Genomic DNA, 17,789 nt, shown 5'->3' on the forward strand with positions numbered 1-17,789 from the left:
GGTGATGATCCGTACCGTCCTGCCCGCCGAGGTGGAGGACGTCGTCGCGCTGCACGCGCGGGCCCGGGCGACGTACTACCCCGAGGGGCTGCCACAGGACGGCACCGACTGGCTCGCGGCCTGGCGGAGCGCCCTCGCGCGACCGGACGGCCGGGTGCTGTGCGCCGTCGAAGAGGGGCGCATCGTCGGCCTGGCGTCCTTCCGCACCCCCGAGGACGCCCCGGCGGACACGGTGAAGCTGTTCCAGTTCCACGTCGACCCCGGACACTGGCGCCAAGGCATCGGCAGCGCCCTGCACACGGCCTGCGTCGAGGCGTGGACATCCGGCGGCAGGCACCACACGGCCGTTCTCGACGTACACGTCGACAACCGGCGGGCGCAGCGGTTCTACCGGCGGCACGGGTGGGTGCCGGAACCCGCCGAGCCGGGGGATCACCACCTGACGATGCGGCTCCCCCTGACCGCGGAATGAACCCAGCTGTTTGAATGTTCACCAACTCGGCGGAGGGAGCCTCCGCACCCCGTACGAGCTGGAGAGAGCCGAAGACATGCGCGTCGAGATCTGGAGCGACATCGCCTGCCCCTGGTGCTACGTGGGCAAAGCCCGCTTCGAGAAGGCGCTGCGGGAGTTCCCGCACCGCGACGACGTCGAGGTGGTGCACCGCTCCTTCGAACTGGACCCGGGCCGGGCCAAGGACGACATCCAGCCTGTGATCACGATGCTCACCAGGAAGTACGGCATGAGCGAGGCCCAGGCCGAGGCCGGTGAGGACAACCTGGGCGCGCAGGCCGCCGCCGAGGGGCTGGACTACCGCACCCGGGGCCGCGACCACGGCAGCACCTTCGACATGCACCGCCTGCTGCACTTCGCCAAGGAGCAGGGGCACCAGGAGCGGCTGCTCGACCTGCTGTACCGGGCCAACTTCGCCGAGGAGCGCTCCGTCTTCAACGACGACGAGCGGCTCGTGGAGCTGGCCGTGGCCGCCGGGCTGGAGGCGCAGGCCGTCCGCGCGGTGCTCGCCGACCCCGGCGCCTACGCCGACGCCGTCCGCGCCGACGAGCGCGAGGCCGCACAGCTCGGCGCGAGCGGGGTGCCGTTCTTCGTGCTCGACCGCACGTACGGCGTCTCCGGTGCCCAGCCCGCGGAGGTCTTCGCCCAGGCCCTGGCCCAGGCGTACGGCGAGCGCTCGCCCCTGACGATCGTCGACAGCGGGGACGCGGACGCCTGCGGGCCGGACGGCTGTGCGGTGCCCCAGCGCTGAAGCCGCAGGTCGGCGCGTATGTATAAGCGCCTCTTAGCGGCATCACGCAGAAATCGGCAATGGACGGGGAGATCCAGGGGACGCAGAGTGGTTCCATGGAGACCTTCGAGAACCTCGTCCGTGCCGAGTTCGCCCCGAAGCACACCTACCTCAACACCGCGAGCAACGGGCTCCTGCCCGCCCGTACCGTCACCGCCCTGCACCAGGCGGTGCGGATGCGCGCGGAGGGCGTGCCGACGGGTCCCCTGTACGAGGACGTCGAGGCCGCCCGCGCGTCCTTCGCCCGGCTGGCCGGTGTGCCGGCCGAGCGGGTCGCCACCGGCGCCTCGGTCGCCGAGTACGGCGGGCTGATCGCCGCCTCGCTGCCCGAGGGCGCCGAAGTCCTCACCGCGGAGGCCGACTTCGCCTCCCTGGTGAACCCGTTCCACGCGCGCGGTGACCTCAAGGTGCGCGCCGTGCCCCTGGAGCGGCTCGCCGAGTCCGTCCGCCCCGGCACCGCGCTCGTCGCGGTCAGCACCGTCCAGTCCGCCGACGGCCGGCTCGCCGACCTGCCGGCCGTGCGCGAGGCGGCCCGGACGCACGGGGCCCGCACCTACGTCGACGCCTCCCAGTCGGCCGGCTGGCTGCCGATGGAGGCCGACGCGGACGACTTCCTCGCCGCCGTCGGCTTCAAGTGGCTCCTGGGACCGCACGGGGCCGCGTTCTTCGTCGCCCCGCAGGACTTCGGCGGGCTCACGCCGCTGCTCGCAGGCTGGGTCGCCGGTGAGTTCCCCTGGGACAGCTGCTACGGCCCCGTCGAGGAACTCGCCCACTCCGCACGGCGTTTCGACATCAGCCCCTCGCTCTTCAGCTACGCCGGGCTGCGCGCCTCCCTGGAGCTGCTGGAGGACATCGGCGTCGACGTCGTGCACGCCCACGACGTGGCCCTTGCGGACCGCTTCCGCGTCGGGCTCGCCGAGCTGGGCCACACGCCGGTGCCCGCGCCGGGCTCGGCGATCGTGTCCGTGCCGGGGCTCGGCCACCGGCAGGGCGAGCTGAGCCGGGCGGGCATCGAGGTGTCCGACCGGTCGGGGAACCTGCGGGCGGGGTTCCACCTCTACAACACGGCGGCGGATGTCGACCGGCTCCTGGCCGCCCTGAAGGCATGACGGCATGAAGGCGTGAAAAACCGGGTGGGGCCTCCCGTCCCACACGAGGAGGCCCCACCCGGCAGCTTGGTCACACGGTCACCGCACCGGCGTGAAGTCCCGCGCACCGATGAACTCCGGCCGCCGCACCGGCGCCGCGAACGGTTCCACCGCCGTGTTCTCCACGCTGTTGAACACGATGAACACGTTGCTGCGCGGGAACGGCGTGATGTTGTCGCCGGAACCGTGCATGCAGTTGCAGTCGAACCACGTCGCCGAACCGGCCTTGCCCGTGAACAACTTGATGCCGTGCTGTGCGGCCAGCTGGGTCAGCGCCTCGTCGGACGGCGTGCCCGCGTCCTGCATCTGCAGCGACTTCTTGTAGTTGTCCTTCGGCGTGGCCCCCGCGCACCCGAGGAACGTCTTGTGCGACCCCGGCATGATCATGAGCCCGCCGTTGGTGTCGTAGTTCTCGGTCAGCGCGATCGAGACCGACACCGTGCGCATCCGCGGCAGACCGTCCTCGGCGTGCCACGTCTCGAAGTCCGAGTGCCAGTAGAAGCCACTGGCCCCGAAGCCCGGCTTGACGTTGATCCGCGACTGGTGGACGTAGACGTCCGAGCCGAGGATCTGCCGCGCCCGGCCGACGACCCGCTCGTCCCGCACCAGCTTGGCGAACACCTCGCTGATCTTGTGCACCTCGAAGACCGAGCGGATCTCCTTGGACAGCGGCTCGACGATCGACCGCTCGTCGGCACGGATGTCCGGGTCGTTCACCAGCCGGTTGAGCTCGTTCCGGTAGACGACGACCTCGTCGTCGGTGATCAGCTGGTCGATGGCGAGGAAGCCGTCACGCTCGAAGGACAGCAGATCGGCCGGCGCGACCGGACCGGGCGCGTCGGGGGCGCCCCAGACGACCGGGTCCTGGCGCGGGGTGAGCACCTCGGTGGCGCCCCGACTGGGATAGAGGTCGGGGATACCGGTGGTGGTGTCGGTGATGGCGGTCATGAAACGTCACACCTCCTCGGTGAGCAGCGGGTAAACGCCGTTCTCGTCGTGGTCCTCCCGTCCGGTCACGGGCGGATTGAAGACGCAGAGGCAGCGGAAGTCCTTCTTGATCCGCAGCGTGTGCTTCTCGTGCCCGTCCAGGAGGTACATGGTCCCGGGCGTGATGGTGTACGACTTCCCGGTCTCGTGGTCGGTGAGCTCGGCCTCGCCCTCCACGCAGACGACGGCCTCGATGTGGTTGGCATACCACATCGACGTCTCCGTACCCGCGTACAGGATCGTCTCGTGCAGGGAGAAGCCGACCTTCTCCTTGGCGAGGACGATGCGTTTGCTCTCCCACGTGCCGGACGCCGACTTCACGTGCCGGTCGGTACCTTCGATCTCCTTGAACGAACGGACAATCACGGTGCTGCGATGCCTCCTAGATGGGGTGGTGCCGGTTGCTCGGTCAGGCGGTCTCGCGGACGGCGCGGGCCAGCGTCGACAGGCCCTCGTCCAGTTCCTCGGGCGTGATGGTCAGGGCGGGGAGCAGTTTCACGACCTCGCTCTCCGGCCCGGACGTCTCGATGAGCAGGCCGAGTTCGAAGGCGCGCTTGGCGACCTTGCCCGCGCGGTCCTTGTCGTGGAACTCCAGGCCCCACACCAGGCCGCGGCCCCGGTACTCCTTGACGTCGGCCAGGTTCTCCTCGGTGATGGAGATCATGGCCTGCTCGACCTGCTCGCCGCGCTTGCGGGTCTGCTTCTCCATCGCGGAACCGTCGGCCCAGTACGCCTCCAGGGCCGCGGTCGCCGTGACGAAGGCGGGGTTGTTGCCGCGGAAGGTGCCGTTGTGCTCGCCGGGCTCCCACACGTCGAGCTCCGGCTTGAACAGGCACAGCGACATGGGCAGGCCGTAGCCGCTGATCGACTTCGAGACGGTGACGATGTCCGGCGTGATGCCCGCCTCCTCGAAGGAGAAGAAGGCGCCGGTACGGCCGCAGCCCATCTGGATGTCGTCGACGATCAGCAGCATGTCCTGCCGCTCGCACAGCTCGGACAGGGCGCGCAGCCACTCGGGCCGGGCCACGTTGATGCCGCCCTCGCCCTGCACGGTCTCGACGATCACGGCGGCCGGCTTGTTCAGACCGGAGCCCTGGTCCTCCAGCAGCCGCTCGAACCACAGGAAGTCCTCGACGGTGCCGTCGAAGTAGTTGTCGAACGGCATGGGCGTGCCGTGCACCAGCGGGATACCGGCGCCGGCCCGCTTGAACGCGTTGCCGGTCACGGCCAGCGAGCCCAGCGACATGCCGTGGAAGGCGTTGGTGAAGGACACGATCGACTCGCGCCCCTTCACCTTCCGCGCCAGCTTCAGCGCGGCCTCCACGGCGTTGGTGCCGGTCGGGCCCGGGAACATGACCTTGTACGGCAGGTCGCGCGGCCGCAGCAGCAGGTTCTGGAAGGCCTCCAGGAACGTGCGCTTGGCGGTGGTCGACATGTCGAGCCCGTGCGTGACGCCGTCGCGCTCCAGGTAGTCGATCAGGGCGCGTTTCAGGACGGGGTTGTTGTGCCCGTAGTTCAGTGACCCCGCTCCGGCGAAGAAGTCGAGGTACTCATGGCCGTCCTCGTCGTACATGCGGCTGCCGACCGCACGGTCGAAGACGGTGGGCCAGCCGCGGCAGTAGCTGCGTACCTCGGACTCGACGGTCTCGAAGACGCTCAGGTCGGGCTGGGTGATGGTCACGACGAATCGCTCCTCGGTGCGTGGGGGAAGTCTGCGGGAGTCAGGGAGAAAGTCAGGGGGCCAGCGGGCCGATGCGGTACAGGACCTCGGGGTCGTGCGGCCCGTCGGGGAACACGGCCGTGTCGAACAGCACCTCGCGCTCCAGCCGGGCGCCGTGCCGCTCGGCGAACGACGTGAACAGGCGCTCCGAGGCGGTGTTGCCCGGGGTGATGGTGGTCTCCACCGTCGTCACCCCGCGCTCGGTGGCGGTCCGGGCGACCAGACCGTCGAGCAGCGTGGCGGCCAGCCCGCGCCCGCGGTGCGCCTCGTCCACCGCCACCTGCCAGACCAGCAGGGTGTGCGGGCTGTCCGGCCGCACGTACCCGGTGATGAAACCCATCGGCTCGCCGTGCTCGTCACGCGCTACGGCCGACGTGGCCGCGAAGTCGCGGCACCACAGCAGATAGCTGTAGGACGAGTTCAGGTCGAGAACCTTCGAGTCCTTCGCCATCCGCCACAGTGCGGCTCCGTCAGCCACCGTGGGGCGGTCGATTTGCGGATCTGCTTGTACGGCAGTCATGCGAATTGAACTTACCCAGCGAAATTCAAAATTGCATCGCCGAGAGGGGTTACGTATGAGCCGGTCCTGTGTTATCGCGCGAGCGCGAGGCATGCCGCAAAAGGGCAGCGATATGCCCGATATTGTCCGGGTAATACCGGGCAAAGCAGTCACGGTGTGTAACGCGTCACAGCCGTGTAATCGCCACGAGATCTGCCCGAATTCCTTCTCCAGGTGTCCTCAAAATCTTTGGGTTTAGGATCGGAGAAAGCGGGCAGAAGAATACGGGAAGCTGTTCTTGAAAGAATTCCTAATTGTGTGCCAGCTTACATGTGGGTCGTCTCGGAAACACGTTTAATTCAAGCCCCGGTCACTCCGTCGATACGTTCCCGCAGGAGATCGGCGTGACCGTTGTGCCGGGCGTACTCCTCGATCATGTGGATCAGGACCCAGCGCATGCTGACCTCCATCCCGGGCACCGGGCCCTCGGCGACCCGCCCGACGTGGTCCAGCGGCAGCCCCGCGCACAGCTCCCGCCCCCGCGCGATCTCCCGCCGCCAGATCCCGAGCGCCTCGTCGAGCCCCCGCCCCGGGTCCAGCGTGTAGCCGGTGCCGTCCTCGTACACCGGTGGCACGTCGAGGCCGGCGGCCACCCGCTGGAACCAGTTCCGCTCGACCTCGGCGAGATGCTGCACCAGCCCGAGCAGCGTCAGCCCGGACGGCTCCGCCGACGCCGTCCGCACCTGCGCGTCGTCCAGCCCGGCGCATTTCAGCTCCAGCGTGGCCCGGTGGAAGTCCAGCCAGCTCTCCAGCATGGCCCGCTCGTCACCGGTGAGATGCGGGACGGGACGGCCGTCGGGGAGGGTGATGGGGGTGTCGGCGGGCCCGCTGTCGGCACGGGTGTCGGTGGTCATGCGGGGAGCATGCCACGGCCCACTGCCAACGGCGACGGGCCCGGGCTGCCGCCCGGCGGTGGGCGACGGCTCCCGTCCGGTGCCGGGCCTCGCTCCAGCCCGGCGGCTGGTCCCGGCCACCGCTCGGCGTTGGGCCCGGGCTCCAGCCCGGCGGTGGACGCTGGTTCCAGCTCGGCGGTGGGCCCCGCTCCGCTCAGCCTTGGACCCCGGCTACTGCCCGGGGTAGGCCCCGGCTCCCGTCCGGCCGTGGACCCCGGCTACCGCCACGCCTCCTCGGTTGCCCGCAGCGCCCTGCCACATCCACCGACAGTCCCGCCTCGGAGAGCGCGGCCCCGGCACCGCCGGACTCCGCCGTGGGCCCCAGCTCCCACGCGGCGGTGGGTCCGGATCCCGCGCGGCGGTGGATCCTGGCCCCCGCCCGGGGTGGGCCCCGGCTCCCGCCCGGCCGTGGGCCCCGGCTCCCGCCACGCCTCCTCGGTTGCCCGCAGCGCCCGCGCCACATCCACCGACAGCCCCGCCTGGGAGAGCGCGGCCCCCGGCACCGCCGGACTCTGCCGTGGGCCCCAGCTCCCACGCGGCGGTGGGTCCGGATCCCGCGCGGCGGTGGACCCTGGCTCCAGCCGGGCGATGGGCCCCAGCTACCGCCCGGGGTGGGCCCCGACTCCAGCCCGGCGATGGGCCCTGGCTACCGCCCGGGGCGGGCCCCGGCTCCCGTCCGGCCGTGGACCCCGGCTACCGCCACGCCTCCTCGGTCGCCCGCAGCGCCCCCGCCACGTCCACCGACAGCCCCGCCTCCGAGAGCGCGGCGCCCAGCGCCGCCAGGCTCGCCCGTACGGCCCCCGGCGTCGCGTCCGCTCCGTAGTGGTTGACCCGGATCATCTCCTTGGCCAGCGCACCCCCGCCGGCCGCGAGCGGCACCGCCGGGTCCGCCTGGAGCGCCCTGGCCACCAGCTCCGACGCCACCACCCCGGACGGCGCCCGGAGCGTCGTCGCGACGGGCGCCGCGTCCCGCGCCTCGTACACGTAGGGCTCCAGCCCGCCGCCGAGTGCCACCGCCCCGGCTCGCGTGGCCGCCGCGGCCGACGCGTGCCGGGCCATCATCGCGTCGAGCCCCGCCGCCTCGATCCGCTCCACACACGCCTCCAGCGCCAGCATCTCCAGCTGCGCCGGGGCGTGCAGCAGTGTCTTGCGGCCGCCGTCGATCCACCGCTCCTTCCAGTCGAGCAGCGACAGGTACGACCGGCGCGGCGCGCGAGGGTTCGCCGTCATCCGGGCCCAGGCCCGCTCGCTCACCGACACGGCCGACACACCGGCGGGCCCGCCCATCGCCTTCTGCGCCCCGATCACGCACAGGTCCACGCCCCACGCGTCCGGCAGCACCGGCTCGGCACCGATCGACGCCACCGCGTCCAGGTAGAACAGGGCCCCGTGCGCGCGCACCACCTCGCCGATCTCCGCGACCGGATTGGTGTTGCCGGTCGCCGCCTCCGCGTGCACCAGCGACACGAAGTCGATCTCCGGGTGCTCGGCGAAGGCCTGCCGGATCTGCTCGGCCGTGACCGCCGTGTGGAAGGGCACCGCCAGGTCGACCACCGTCGCCCCGCAGTCCCGCAGCCAGTCGCCGAAGGTCTGCCCGTACGGGCCCGTGATCACGTTCAGGGCCGTCGTGCCCGGACCGGCCGCGGCGCGGATCGCGCCCTCCAGCGGCAGCAGTGCCTCGCCCTGCATGATCACGACGTCCTGCTCGGTGCTCAGCAGCCGGGCCACCCGGTCCTCGATCGCGGCGAAACGGTCCGCCCCGAGCGGGGCCAGGTCCAGAAACGGATGCGTCACGGTGGCACTCTCTTCACGTGCGGGGACAACTCGCGGGACTACTCGCGGGAACAACGGGAACGAGCGTAACCGCCGCGCACCAGCCCGCTACGACCGAGCCCCAGCCCCCTACGACCGGTGACTTCGCAGGCCCGACGCCCCCGCAGCCATCGGATTGTTTTCAGTCACTCAAACTTCTCCTTATGATCAGAACCCACAGTTCACTCACAGGAGGCTCGCCGTGAACACGCACCCCGGGCATCGGGCCCGCATCCTGGCCGCCACCACCGCGACGGCCGGGCTGCTGCTCGTGGCCGGCTGCACCTCCACCGACGACGGCGGCAGCGGCAAGAAGACGGCCGCGGGCGGCGTCGAACTCGTCAGGGCGGGCCAGCTCACCACCTGCACCCACCTGCCGTACCCGCCGTTCCAGTCGGAGATCGACGGCAAGGTGCAGGGCTTCGACGTGTCGCTGATCGACCTGGTCGCCAAGGATCTGGGCGTGAAGCAGGACATCGTCGACCAGCCCTTCGAGAACTTCAAGACCGGCGGGTCCCTCAACGCCGGCCAGTGCGACCTCGCCGCCGCCGGCATGACCATCACCGAGGAGCGCAAGAAGAACGTCGACTTCTCCGACCCGTACTTCAACGCCACCCAGGCCGTACTGGTCGACAAGAAGAGCGGCATCTCCTCCTTCGCCGGCCTCAAGGGCAAGAAGCTCGGCGCCCAGGCGCAGACGACCGGTGAGGACTACGCCAAGAGCAAGGGCCTCGACCCGGTCTCCTTCGAGTCCTCCGACGCCGTCCTCAACGGCCTGCGCACCGGCCAGGTACAGGCCGTCGTCATCGACTACCCGGTCGTCCAGGGCTGGCTGAAGGACAAGGCCAACGCGGACGCCTTCAAGGTCGTCGACAACATCGAGACCGGCGAGCAGTACGGCTTCACGGTGAAGAAGGGCAACACCAAGCTCCGCGCCGCCATCAACAAGGCGATCGAGGACGCCAAGGCCGACGGCACGTACAAGAAGCTGTACGAACAGTGGATCGGCCCGTACGACGAGTCCGCCGCGTCGCCCGCCGCCTCATGACGGACACGGCCACGCCCGAAGTCCAGCCGAAGAAGAAGGGCCTCACCCGGCGGCAGAAGCGCAGCCTCTCGCGCGGCGTCCAGTACGCCGTCTTCGTCGCGGCCGTGATCGCCTTCGCGGTCTCCGCCGACTGGGACCGGCTCCAGAACCAGTTCGCGCAGGCGGACATCGCCGAGCGCATGTTCCCGGACGTCATCGAGCTGGCGCTGAAGAACACCGTGCTCTACACGGTGACCGGTTTCGCCGTGGGGCTGGCCCTCGGCATGGTGATCGCGCTGATGCGGCTGTCCTCCGTGGGCCCGTACCGCTGGCTCGCCGGGATCTACATCGAGATCTTCCGCGGTCTGCCCGCCCTGCTGATCTTCATCTTCATCGGCGTCGCCGTGCCGCTGGCCTTCCCCGGCACCGAGATCATCGGCGGCACGTACGGCAAGGTCGCCCTGGCGCTCGGCCTGGTGGCCGCCGCGTACATGGCGGAGACGATCCGCGCCGGCATCCAGGCCGTGCCCAAGGGGCAGATGGAGGCGGCCCGCTCGCTGGGCTTCTCGCCCGCGCGGGCCATGATCTCCATCATCATCCCGCAGGCGTTCCGCGTCATCCTCCCGCCGCTCACCAATGAACTGGTGCTGCTGTTCAAGGACTCCTCGCTGGTGCTGTTCCTCGGCGTCACCCTGGAGGAGCGCGAACTGTCCAAGTACGGCCGCGACCTGGCCAGCCAGACCGCCAACTCCACGCCGATCCTGGTCGCCGGACTGTGCTACCTGCTGGTCACGATCCCGCTCGGCTTCGTCGTACGCCGCATGGAGGCGAAGGCCCAGGAGGCCGTGAAATGAGCCGACCCGAGATCGAGGTACGCGCGCTGCACAAGTCGTTCGGCGCCAACGAGGTGCTGCGCGGCATCGACCTGGAGATCGGCCGGGGCGAGGTGGTCTGCGTCATCGGCCCGTCCGGCTCCGGCAAGTCGACGCTGCTGCGCTGCGTGAACCTGCTGGAGGAGCCGACGAAGGGCCAGGTGTTCGTCGGCGGTGCGGAACTGACCGACCCGGACGTCGACATCGACGCCGCACGCCGCCGCATCGGCATGGTCTTCCAGCAGTTCAACCTGTTCCCGCACCTGACGGTGACCGAGAACCTCACGCTGCCGCAGCGCCGGGTGCTGCGCCGCGACAAGGCGGCGGCCGCGAAGGTGGCCGCCGAGAACCTGGCGCGCGTGGGCCTGTCCGAGAAGGCGGCGGCCTACCCCTCCTCCCTCTCCGGCGGCCAGCAGCAGCGCGTCGCCATCGCCCGGGCCCTGGCCATGGGCCCCGAGGTGATGCTGTTCGACGAGCCGACCTCGGCGCTGGACCCCGAACTGGTCGGGGACGTCCTCGCGGTGATGCGCATGCTCGCCGACGAGGGCATGACGATGATGGTCGTCACCCACGAGATGACCTTCGCCCGCGAGGTCGCCGACCGGGTCGTCTTCATGGACGGCGGCATGATCGTCGAGGACGGCACCCCCGAGCAGGTCATCGGCAACCCGCGCCACGACCGCACCCGCCACTTCCTCTCCCGCCTCCTCGACCCCGCCATGGCCGAGGTGGAGGAGGAGACCTCGGACCAGGTGGGCAAGGCCGACTAGCACCTCACTAAGGTGCCGTACATGAGCGATCGCACGGTGCTGCACGTGAAGGGACGGGTGCTCGTCGGACCCGAGGAGGTCCGCGACGAGCTGTGGGTCGTCGACGGCCGGATCTCCTACGACCGCCCCGCCGGCGCCCGCGACATCCGGACCGTCAGGGGCTGGGCCCTGCCCGGCCTCGTCGACGCGCACTGCCACGTGGGACTCGACCGGCACGGCGCGGTCCCCAGGGACGTCGCCGAGAAGCAGGCGCTGACCGACCGGGACGCGGGCACGCTGCTGATCCGCGACGCGGGCTCGCCCTCCGACACCCGCTGGATCGACGACCGCGACGACCTGCCGAAGATCATCCGCGCCGGGCGGCACATCGCCCGCACCCGCCGCTACATCCGCAACTACGCCTGGGAGATCGAGCCGGACGACCTGGTCGCCTACGTCGCCCAGGAGGCGCGGCGCGGCGACGGCTGGGTGAAGCTGGTCGGCGACTGGATCGACCGCGACCTCGGCGACCTGTCGGCCTGCTGGCCGCGCGGGGCGGTGGAGGCGGCGATCGCCGAGGCGCACCGGCTGGGCGCCCGGGTCACCGCGCACTGCTTCTCGGAGGACTCCCTCCAGGACCTCGTCGAGGCGGGCATCGACTGCATCGAACACGCGACGGGCCTGACCGAGGGCCTCATCCCGCTGTTCGCCGAACGGGGCGTCGCCATCGTCCCGACCCTGGTCAACATCGCCACGTTCCCGCAGCTCGCCGACGGCGGCGAGACGCGGTTCCCGCGCTGGTCGGCCCATATGCGCCGGCTCCACGAGCGCCGCTACGACACCGTACGCAGCGCCTACGACGCCGGGATCCCGGTCTTCGTCGGCACCGACGCGGGCGGCGGACTCGCCCACGGTCTCGCGGCGGCGGAGGTCGCCGAGTTGGTCACCGCGGGCATCCCGCCCGTCGAGGCCCTCGCGGCGGGAACCTGGACGGCCCGGACCTGGCTCGGCCGCCCCGGCCTGGACGAGGGCGCCCCGGCCGACCTCGTCGTCTACGACGAGGACCCGCGCAAGGACGTGGGCGTGCTGGCGGCACCGCGCAGGGTGGTGCTGAACGGGCGCGTGGTCGGGTAGCCGCGCGGGCGGCGGCCGGGCAGGACACCCGTATCGGCCGCCGCCCGGCCGCCGCCCGGCCTCCGGCCGAGCCGTCTGCCGCACGCGCCGGCGTCACACCGCGGGGAGCACCCCCGGCGAGGCGGGCCTGGCGGAGACGGGCGGCGGCCCCGTATTTCCTGGGCGGCGCGGTCATCCTGCTCGCGGCGGGCGGGGGAGGTGTTTCCGGCACGCCGCCGGGGCTGATCTCCGGCCCCGGGCCCGGATGGCAGGGCCGGGGGACCTCTGGGAGCGTGGAAGGGGAAGACACGGGGGGGCTGGCCCTCAGCGCGGGAGGCAGCATGCGCATCGCACCCCTGACCGGACTGGTGGCTGTCGTCCTGACGCTCGTCGCCTTCCTGTTGACCGGCGACACACCCGACTACGACTCCACCGGCGCCCAGGTCAGAGCCTTCTACGCCGACCGCGAGGCCCAGGCCGGGGTCAGCGTGTACTTGCTGGCGATCGCGGCGGTGTTCTTCGTCTTCTTCGCCGCCCACCTGGCCCGTGTCGTACGGGACGTCCCGGCGAACGGCGGCTGGCTGCACCGGGTGGCCCTCGGCGGCGGGCTGCTCCTCGCCATCGGCTTCCTGACCGGGGCCGCGCTGACCCTGGCCCTGGTGGACCTCGCCGACGAGCCGACGGCCTCCGGCCCCGCGCTCCAGGCCCTCAACGCCCTCAACGAGAACTTCTACATCCCCTTCGTCGGCGGCATGGCCCTGATGCTGCTGGGCACGGGCCTGGCCACCGTCCGCGCCGCCGTCAGCCCGCTGCCCCGCTGGCTGGCCCTGGCCGCCGTCGTGATCGGCGTGCTGATGTTCATCCCCTGGATCGGCTTCTTCGCCTTCATGGCCGCCGGGCTCTGGGTCGTCGTGACCAGCGTCCTGCTGTCCCTCCGGCCCCAGGACGGCACACCGACCGAGACGGAGACGGTGGGGGCCGCCCGGCGGTGAGCCGTCAGCCCGCCGGCGCACGGCGGGGCCGTCAGCCCGCCAGCGCACGCTCCAGCGCCCGCAGGAACCCGTCCATCGTGCTGCGGTCGCGGACCGCCAGCCGCAGCCACTCCCCGTCCAGGCCGGGGAAGGTGTCCCCGCGCCGCACGGCGTAGCCGAGGTCGCGCAGCCGGGCGCGTACGGCCGCCGCGTGCGGAAGCCGGATCAGGACGAACGGGCCCTGCGCGGGCTCGACCATCCGCAGCCCGGCCGGGGCGAAGCGGGCCAGGCCCGTCAGCAGGTGGGCCCGGTCCGCGGCGACGCGGTGCGCCGCGTGGGCCGCCTCCGCCAGCGCCCGTGGTCCCACGCACGCCCGCGCCGCGGCCAGCGCCGGCGTCGACACCGGCCACAGCGGCTGCGCCCGCTCCAGGTCCGCAATGGTCTCCGGCGCTGCCAGCACGTACCCGATCCGCAGCCCGGCCAGCCCCCACGTCTTGGTCAGGCTGCGCAGCACCACGAGGCCGGGCACGTCGACGCGGTCCGCGAGGGACTCCCGCTCGCCCGGCACCGCGTCCATGAACGCCTCGTCCACCACCAGCAGCCGCCCGGGCCGGGCGAGAGACGCGATCACCTCCGCCGGGTGCAGCACCGACGTCGGGTTCGTCGGATTGCCGATCACCACCAGGTCCGCGGTCTCGGGGACGGCCGCCGGGTCCAGCCGGAAGCCGTCCTCCTCCCGCAGCAGCACCCGGTCGACCGTGTGGCCCGCGTCCCGCAGGGCGGCCTCCGGCTCCGTGAACTGCGGGTGGACCACGACCGGCCGGCGCACCTTCAGCGCCCGCGCCAGCAGCACGAACGCCTCCGCCGCCCCCGCCGTCAGCAGCACCCGCTCCACCGGCAGGCCGTGCCGCGCCGCCACCGCCGCGCGCGCGGCCCGCCCGTCCGGGTAGGCCGCCAGATCGCCCAGCGACGCGGCGATGTGCTCCCGCAGCCACGCCGGCGGGGTGTCCGCGCGGACGTTCACGGCGAGGTCGACGAGCGAGCCGCCGTCGTCCCGGACCTCCGCGTCCCCGTGGTGCCGCAGATCGTGGCCGCCGTCAGTGGGCATGGAAGTGCGCCCCGTGGTGATGGCCGTGCCCGTGGTGGTGGCCGTCGTCGTCCGGGTGGAAGTGCGGCTGCTGCGGCAGCCCCACCTTGTCCTCGAAGCCCGGCAGCGCGACGCGGTACACGCACGAGTCGCAGTTCATCCGCAGATCGCCCTCGACGGCCTCCGTGTACCGCTCCCACACCAGGTCCAGCAGCTCCGGCTCCGACCCGATGACGTCCGCCGAGCGCACCTCGACCTCCGGGTGAGCCGCAGCCCAGCCCTCCGTCTGCAGCTGCACCCGGTCCGGCAGGATGCCGGTGAACAGGAAGTAGGGGAGCACCACGATCCGGCGGGCGCCCAGCCGCGCGCACCGGTCGAGTCCGCTCGGCACGTCCGGCGCCGCCAGCGACACGAACGCCGTCTCGACCCCCGCGTACCCGCGCCCCTCCCACAGCAGCCGCGCCGCCTTGTACACCTCGGCGTTGGCGTCCGGGTCCGTCGACCCGCGCCCCACCAGCAGCACCGTCACATCGGCCCGGTCACCCGGCCGGCGCCCCGCCGTGCCACCCAGCGCCTCGTCCAGCCGCCGCTCCAGCACGTTCAGCAGCGCCGGGTGCGGGCCCAGCGGACGGCCGTACGTGTACGAGATCCCGGGGTGCCGCTCCTGCTCGCGGGCCAGCGCCGCCGGGATGTCGCCCTTGGCGTGCCCGGCGGACACCAGCATCAGCGGCACGGCGGCGAACCGCCGCACGCCCCGCTCCACCAGTTCGGCGACGGCCTCGCCCAGCGGCGGCGGGGACAGTTCGATGAAGCCGCCCGCGACGGGCAGTTCCGGGTGGCGGGCCCCCAGCTCCCGCACGAAGTCGCGGAACGCCTCGGCTCCGGCGTCGTCACGTGTGCCGTGGCCGGCGATGAGCAGGGCTGGCGGGGTGGTCACAGGTTCTCCTCGGCGGACGTGGGGTGGTGGACTGCGCGGTTCACTCGGGCTCCTCCTGCCAGCGGTAGCCGCGCGGCGTCACCATGCGCCCGGCGATCTCGCGGGTCGCGGTGTTGCCCACGGTGACGACCGTCATCATGTCGACCGTCGCCGGGTCGAGCGCGGCCAGCGTCGTGAGCCGGGCGGACTCGTCCGGCCGCGAGGCGTTGCGCACGACACCGACCGGCGTCGTCGGCGCCCGGTGCTCGGCGAGGATGTCCAGCGCCTTGGGCAGCTGCCAGTCGCGGCCGCGCGAACGCGGGTTGTAGAACGTCACCACGAGGTCGGCCTCGGCCGCCGCCCTTACCCGCCGCTCGATGACCTCCCACGGCGTGTGCAGGTCGGACAGGCTGATCGACACGTGGTCGTGCCCCAGCGGCGCGCCCAGGATCGCCCCGGCCGCCAGCGCCGCCGTCACGCCGGGCACACCGACCACGTCGATGTCGTCGGAGGCCTCGGCGAGCGCGGGGGAGGCCATGGCGTACACGCCCGCGTCCCCGCTGCCGATCAGCGCGACGGCGTGCCCCTTGCTCGCCTCCTCGACGGCCGTGCGCGCCCGCTCCTCCTCGGCCCCGAGGCCCGACTCCAGGATCCGGGTGCCGGGCCGCAGCAGATCGCGGATCTGGTCGACGTACTGGTCGAGCCCGACGAGCACGGACGCGCGCCGCAGTTCCGCCTTCGCGCGCGGCGTCAGCAGGTCCCGGGCACCGGGCCCGAGCCCGACCACCGCGAGCCGCCCGCGCCCCGGCCGCCGTACGACGGCACAGGTCGCCATGGCGGGGCTCGCCGCCGACTTCCGCTTGGGAACGAGGAGTTCGCCCCCGCGCACCAGGGCGGCGGCCTCCGCGACCGAGGGCGTACCCACGGCGGCGAGCGGCGCGTCGGACGGATTGGGCACGTCCACCCCGGCCAGCTCACCGGCGGAGTACGTCACCAGGGGCACACCGAGCCGCCCCGCGGCCTCGACGAGGCCGGGCTCCCCGGCCTTGGCGTCGACGGTGGCCAGCTCGGCGACCGACGCCGCGGACAGCCCGGCCTCCCGCAGGGCGTCCTCGACCAGCCCGAGCACCTCCTCGACGGGAGCGCCCTTCGACGCCCCGACCCCGACGACCAACGACGGCGGCCGCAGCACCACCTCCCGCTCGGCCGCCTCGACGAGACGGTCGGTCAGCCGGATCGTGTACGGCCCCTCGGCGGCGACCGGGAGCGGCGGCAGCGGCCAGGCCACCTCGGCCCGCAGCGCCACCGCCTCACCGTCCAGCAACGCCCGCGAGACCCCGGCGACATCACCCTCCACGGGCAGGCCGAGGGTGTCGAGACCGGGCAGGTCCACGGCGTCCGTCGCCGTGGTCACCACCGGCTCGGCGCCCAGCAACTCCCCGACCTCCCGGGCGAGTTCGTTGCCCCCGCCCGCGTGCCCGCCCAGCAGGGACACCGCGAACCGCCCGCCCTCGTCGACGCACACCACGCCCGGGTCCGCCGTCTTGCCGGCCAGCAGCGGCGCCACGAGTCGCACCACCGCGCCCGTCGCCAGGAAGCACACGAGCTGCTCGCACTGCGCGAACGCGGCCCGCACGGCGTCCCCGACGGGACCCTCGTACACGCGCGTGCGGTCCGGCCACGCGGCGGCCAGCCGGTCCCGCGCGGCCGCTCCCGCCGCGGTGGCGGAAATGAGGCCGATCACTGAGCGACTCCCTCTTCGATTTCCTCGATGCCTGCAGGAGGCCGGACGTTCATCTACCGGCACCCCGTTCGCGCAGGGCCTTGCGGGCCTCCGGGTCGGCCTTGCGGTAGCCGTGGAAGTGACCCGGGTGGTACAGGTGCGAGCGCGTGCCGTGCGCGTCGAGCGCCGGGCCGACCAGGAACAGGGTGTGCTTCCAGAGCTTGTGTTCCTTGACCGTCTCCTCCAGCGTGCCGACCGTGCACTTCACGATCAGCTCCTCCGGCCAGGTCGCCTGGTACGCCACCACCACCGGGGTCGTCGTCGGATAACCGCCCTCCAGCAGCTCCCGCACCAGCTGCCCGCTGCGGGCCGCGGACAGGAAGACCGCCATGGTGGTGCCGTGCTTGGCGAACTCGCGGACCTCCTCCCCGGGCGGCATGGGCGTCTTGCCGCCGCCGAGCCGGGTCAGCACGACGGACTGCGCGACCTCGGGGATGGTCAGCTCGCGCTGCGCGAGCGCGGCCACGGCGGAGAAGGCGGACACCCCGGGCACGACCTCGGTCGCCAGGCCGATCTCGGCACACCGGTCGAGCTGCTCCTGGGTGCCGCCCCACAGGGCGGGGTCACCGGAGTGGATCCTGGCGACGCGCAGGCCCTCCTCCCGGGCCCGCCGGTACACGCCCACGACGTCCTCCAGGGACAGGGCCGCCGAGTCGAGGACCTCCGCGTCCTCGCGCGCGTGCTGGAGAACCTCCGCCTGGACCAGGCTCGCCGCCCAGATCACCACGTCGGCCTCGGCGATGGCCCGTGCGGCACGGAACGTCAGCAGGTCGGCGGCACCGGGGCCGGCACCGACGAAGATCACCTTGCCCGTGGGGGCGTCGGCCATGGGTTGGTCCTCTCGTACAGGG

General features: G+C 72.3%; 18 protein-coding genes. 8 read left to right on the forward strand and 10 right to left on the reverse strand.

What is annotated here, in order from left to right:
• Positions 1-4 precede the first annotated feature (4 nt).
• The 3 genes from ACZ3I3_RS28550 to ACZ3I3_RS28560 all read left to right on the forward strand — a co-directional run bounded on the left by ACZ3I3_RS28550 (position 5) and on the right by ACZ3I3_RS28560 (position 2,410).
• The gene (locus ACZ3I3_RS28550) at positions 5-472 is read left to right on the forward strand and encodes a GNAT family N-acetyltransferase (RefSeq protein ID WP_467369774.1); all 468 of its coding nucleotides are present in this window, start codon (positions 5-7) and stop codon (positions 470-472) included.
• A gap of 76 nt (positions 473-548) precedes the next feature.
• On the forward strand, positions 549-1,262 hold the full coding sequence (locus ACZ3I3_RS28555) for a DsbA family oxidoreductase (RefSeq protein WP_467369775.1): 714 nt from the start codon (positions 549-551) through the stop codon (positions 1,260-1,262).
• A gap of 95 nt (positions 1,263-1,357) precedes the next feature.
• The gene (locus ACZ3I3_RS28560) at positions 1,358-2,410 is read left to right on the forward strand and encodes an aminotransferase class V-fold PLP-dependent enzyme (protein WP_467369777.1); all 1,053 of its coding nucleotides are present in this window, start codon (positions 1,358-1,360) and stop codon (positions 2,408-2,410) included.
• A gap of 78 nt (positions 2,411-2,488) precedes the next feature.
• Here ACZ3I3_RS28560 and thpD read toward each other — a convergent pair whose 3' ends face one another.
• The 6 genes from thpD to ACZ3I3_RS28590 form a co-directional block, all read right to left on the reverse strand.
• The gene (gene thpD, locus ACZ3I3_RS28565; protein ID WP_467369911.1) at positions 2,489-3,388 is read right to left on the reverse strand and encodes an ectoine hydroxylase; all 900 of its coding nucleotides are present in this window, start codon (positions 3,386-3,388) and stop codon (positions 2,489-2,491) included.
• Positions 3,389-3,403: 15 nt separating this feature from the next.
• The gene (locus tag ACZ3I3_RS28570; protein ID WP_010037840.1) at positions 3,404-3,802 is read right to left on the reverse strand and encodes an ectoine synthase; all 399 of its coding nucleotides are present in this window, start codon (positions 3,800-3,802) and stop codon (positions 3,404-3,406) included.
• A gap of 43 nt (positions 3,803-3,845) precedes the next feature.
• Positions 3,846-5,117 carry a diaminobutyrate--2-oxoglutarate transaminase gene (gene ectB / locus ACZ3I3_RS28575; protein ID WP_356923245.1) on the reverse strand — a complete coding sequence of 424 codons (1,272 nt, stop codon included), beginning with the start codon at positions 5,115-5,117 and terminating at the stop codon, positions 3,846-3,848.
• 52 nt (positions 5,118-5,169) lie between these two features.
• Positions 5,170-5,676: a diaminobutyrate acetyltransferase gene (gene ectA / locus ACZ3I3_RS28580; protein ID WP_356923246.1), complete on the reverse strand. Its 507-nt coding sequence runs from the start codon at positions 5,674-5,676 to the stop codon at positions 5,170-5,172.
• 338 nt (positions 5,677-6,014) lie between these two features.
• Positions 6,015-6,569, reverse strand: a complete 555-nt coding sequence (locus tag ACZ3I3_RS28585) for a DinB family protein (protein WP_467369780.1) — start codon at positions 6,567-6,569, stop codon at positions 6,015-6,017.
• A gap of 732 nt (positions 6,570-7,301) precedes the next feature.
• Positions 7,302-8,402: a pyridoxal-phosphate-dependent aminotransferase family protein gene (locus tag ACZ3I3_RS28590; protein ID WP_467369782.1), complete on the reverse strand. Its 1,101-nt coding sequence runs from the start codon at positions 8,400-8,402 to the stop codon at positions 7,302-7,304.
• 220 nt (positions 8,403-8,622) lie between these two features.
• On the opposite strand from ACZ3I3_RS28590, the gene ACZ3I3_RS28595 reads away from it, so the two are divergent.
• From ACZ3I3_RS28595 to ACZ3I3_RS28615, 5 genes are all read left to right on the forward strand, one after another.
• Positions 8,623-9,468 carry a basic amino acid ABC transporter substrate-binding protein gene (locus ACZ3I3_RS28595; RefSeq protein WP_279545959.1) on the forward strand — a complete coding sequence of 282 codons (846 nt, stop codon included), beginning with the start codon at positions 8,623-8,625 and terminating at the stop codon, positions 9,466-9,468.
• Complete coding sequence (locus tag ACZ3I3_RS28600) at positions 9,465-10,301, forward strand: amino acid ABC transporter permease (RefSeq protein ID WP_467369785.1); 837 nt, start codon at positions 9,465-9,467, stop codon at positions 10,299-10,301. The genes ACZ3I3_RS28595 and ACZ3I3_RS28600 overlap by 4 nt, the downstream gene beginning before the upstream one ends.
• Positions 10,298-11,089, forward strand: coding sequence for an amino acid ABC transporter ATP-binding protein (locus ACZ3I3_RS28605; protein WP_279545957.1), 792 nt, complete (start codon positions 10,298-10,300; stop codon positions 11,087-11,089). Before ACZ3I3_RS28600 ends, ACZ3I3_RS28605 begins: the two co-directional genes overlap by 4 nt.
• Before the next feature lie 21 nt (positions 11,090-11,110).
• Positions 11,111-12,202, forward strand: coding sequence for an amidohydrolase family protein (locus ACZ3I3_RS28610; RefSeq protein ID WP_467369787.1), 1,092 nt, complete (start codon positions 11,111-11,113; stop codon positions 12,200-12,202).
• A gap of 320 nt (positions 12,203-12,522) precedes the next feature.
• Complete coding sequence (locus ACZ3I3_RS28615) at positions 12,523-13,173, forward strand: hypothetical protein (protein WP_467369789.1); 651 nt, start codon at positions 12,523-12,525, stop codon at positions 13,171-13,173.
• 31 nt (positions 13,174-13,204) lie between these two features.
• Here ACZ3I3_RS28615 and cobC read toward each other — a convergent pair whose 3' ends face one another.
• Genes cobC through cobM form a run of 4 tightly spaced genes read right to left on the reverse strand, consistent with a single transcriptional unit; the run spans position 13,205 to position 17,767 of the window.
• Positions 13,205-14,260, reverse strand: a complete 1,056-nt coding sequence (gene cobC, locus ACZ3I3_RS28620) for an Rv2231c family pyridoxal phosphate-dependent protein CobC (RefSeq protein WP_467369790.1) — start codon at positions 14,258-14,260, stop codon at positions 13,205-13,207.
• A complete protein-coding gene (locus ACZ3I3_RS28625; RefSeq protein ID WP_467369792.1) occupies positions 14,250-15,176 on the reverse strand; it encodes a sirohydrochlorin chelatase in 927 nt (308 codons plus the stop codon). The genes cobC and ACZ3I3_RS28625 overlap by 11 nt, the downstream gene beginning before the upstream one ends.
• A gap of 40 nt (positions 15,177-15,216) precedes the next feature.
• On the reverse strand, positions 15,217-16,899 hold the full coding sequence (gene cobJ, locus ACZ3I3_RS28630; RefSeq protein ID WP_467369794.1) for a precorrin-3B C(17)-methyltransferase: 1,683 nt from the start codon (positions 16,897-16,899) through the stop codon (positions 15,217-15,219).
• Between the two features lie 49 nt (positions 16,900-16,948).
• Entirely contained in the window at positions 16,949-17,767 is an 819-nt protein-coding gene (cobM, locus tag ACZ3I3_RS28635; RefSeq protein WP_467369796.1) for a precorrin-4 C(11)-methyltransferase, read from the reverse strand.
• Positions 17,768-17,789 lie beyond the last annotated feature (22 nt).

The sequence above is a fragment of the Streptomyces sp. NPDC016851 genome, from assembly GCF_055562795.1.

What these genes read in the sequence shown, in the direction of transcription:
- ACZ3I3_RS28550 (WP_467369774.1), top strand. Translation starts at nt 5, where the DNA reads ATGATCCGTACCGTCCTGCCCGCCGAGGTGGAGGACGTCGTCGCGCTG.
- ACZ3I3_RS28555 (WP_467369775.1), top strand. Translation starts at nt 549, where the DNA reads ATGCGCGTCGAGATCTGGAGCGACATCGCCTGCCCCTGGTGCTACGTG.
- ACZ3I3_RS28560 (WP_467369777.1), top strand. Translation starts at nt 1,358, where the DNA reads ATGGAGACCTTCGAGAACCTCGTCCGTGCCGAGTTCGCCCCGAAGCAC.
- ectA (WP_356923246.1), bottom strand. Translation starts at nt 5,676, where the DNA reads ATGACTGCCGTACAAGCAGATCCGCAAATCGACCGCCCCACGGTGGCT.
- ACZ3I3_RS28585 (WP_467369780.1), bottom strand. Translation starts at nt 6,569, where the DNA reads ATGACCACCGACACCCGTGCCGACAGCGGGCCCGCCGACACCCCCATC.
- ACZ3I3_RS28600 (WP_467369785.1), top strand. Translation starts at nt 9,465, where the DNA reads ATGACGGACACGGCCACGCCCGAAGTCCAGCCGAAGAAGAAGGGCCTC.
- ACZ3I3_RS28605 (WP_279545957.1), top strand. Translation starts at nt 10,298, where the DNA reads ATGAGCCGACCCGAGATCGAGGTACGCGCGCTGCACAAGTCGTTCGGC.
- ACZ3I3_RS28610 (WP_467369787.1), top strand. Translation starts at nt 11,111, where the DNA reads ATGAGCGATCGCACGGTGCTGCACGTGAAGGGACGGGTGCTCGTCGGA.
- ACZ3I3_RS28615 (WP_467369789.1), top strand. Translation starts at nt 12,523, where the DNA reads ATGCGCATCGCACCCCTGACCGGACTGGTGGCTGTCGTCCTGACGCTC.
- cobC (WP_467369790.1), bottom strand. Translation starts at nt 14,260, where the DNA reads ATGCCCACTGACGGCGGCCACGATCTGCGGCACCACGGGGACGCGGAG.
- cobM (WP_467369796.1), bottom strand. Translation starts at nt 17,767, where the DNA reads ATGGCCGACGCCCCCACGGGCAAGGTGATCTTCGTCGGTGCCGGCCCC.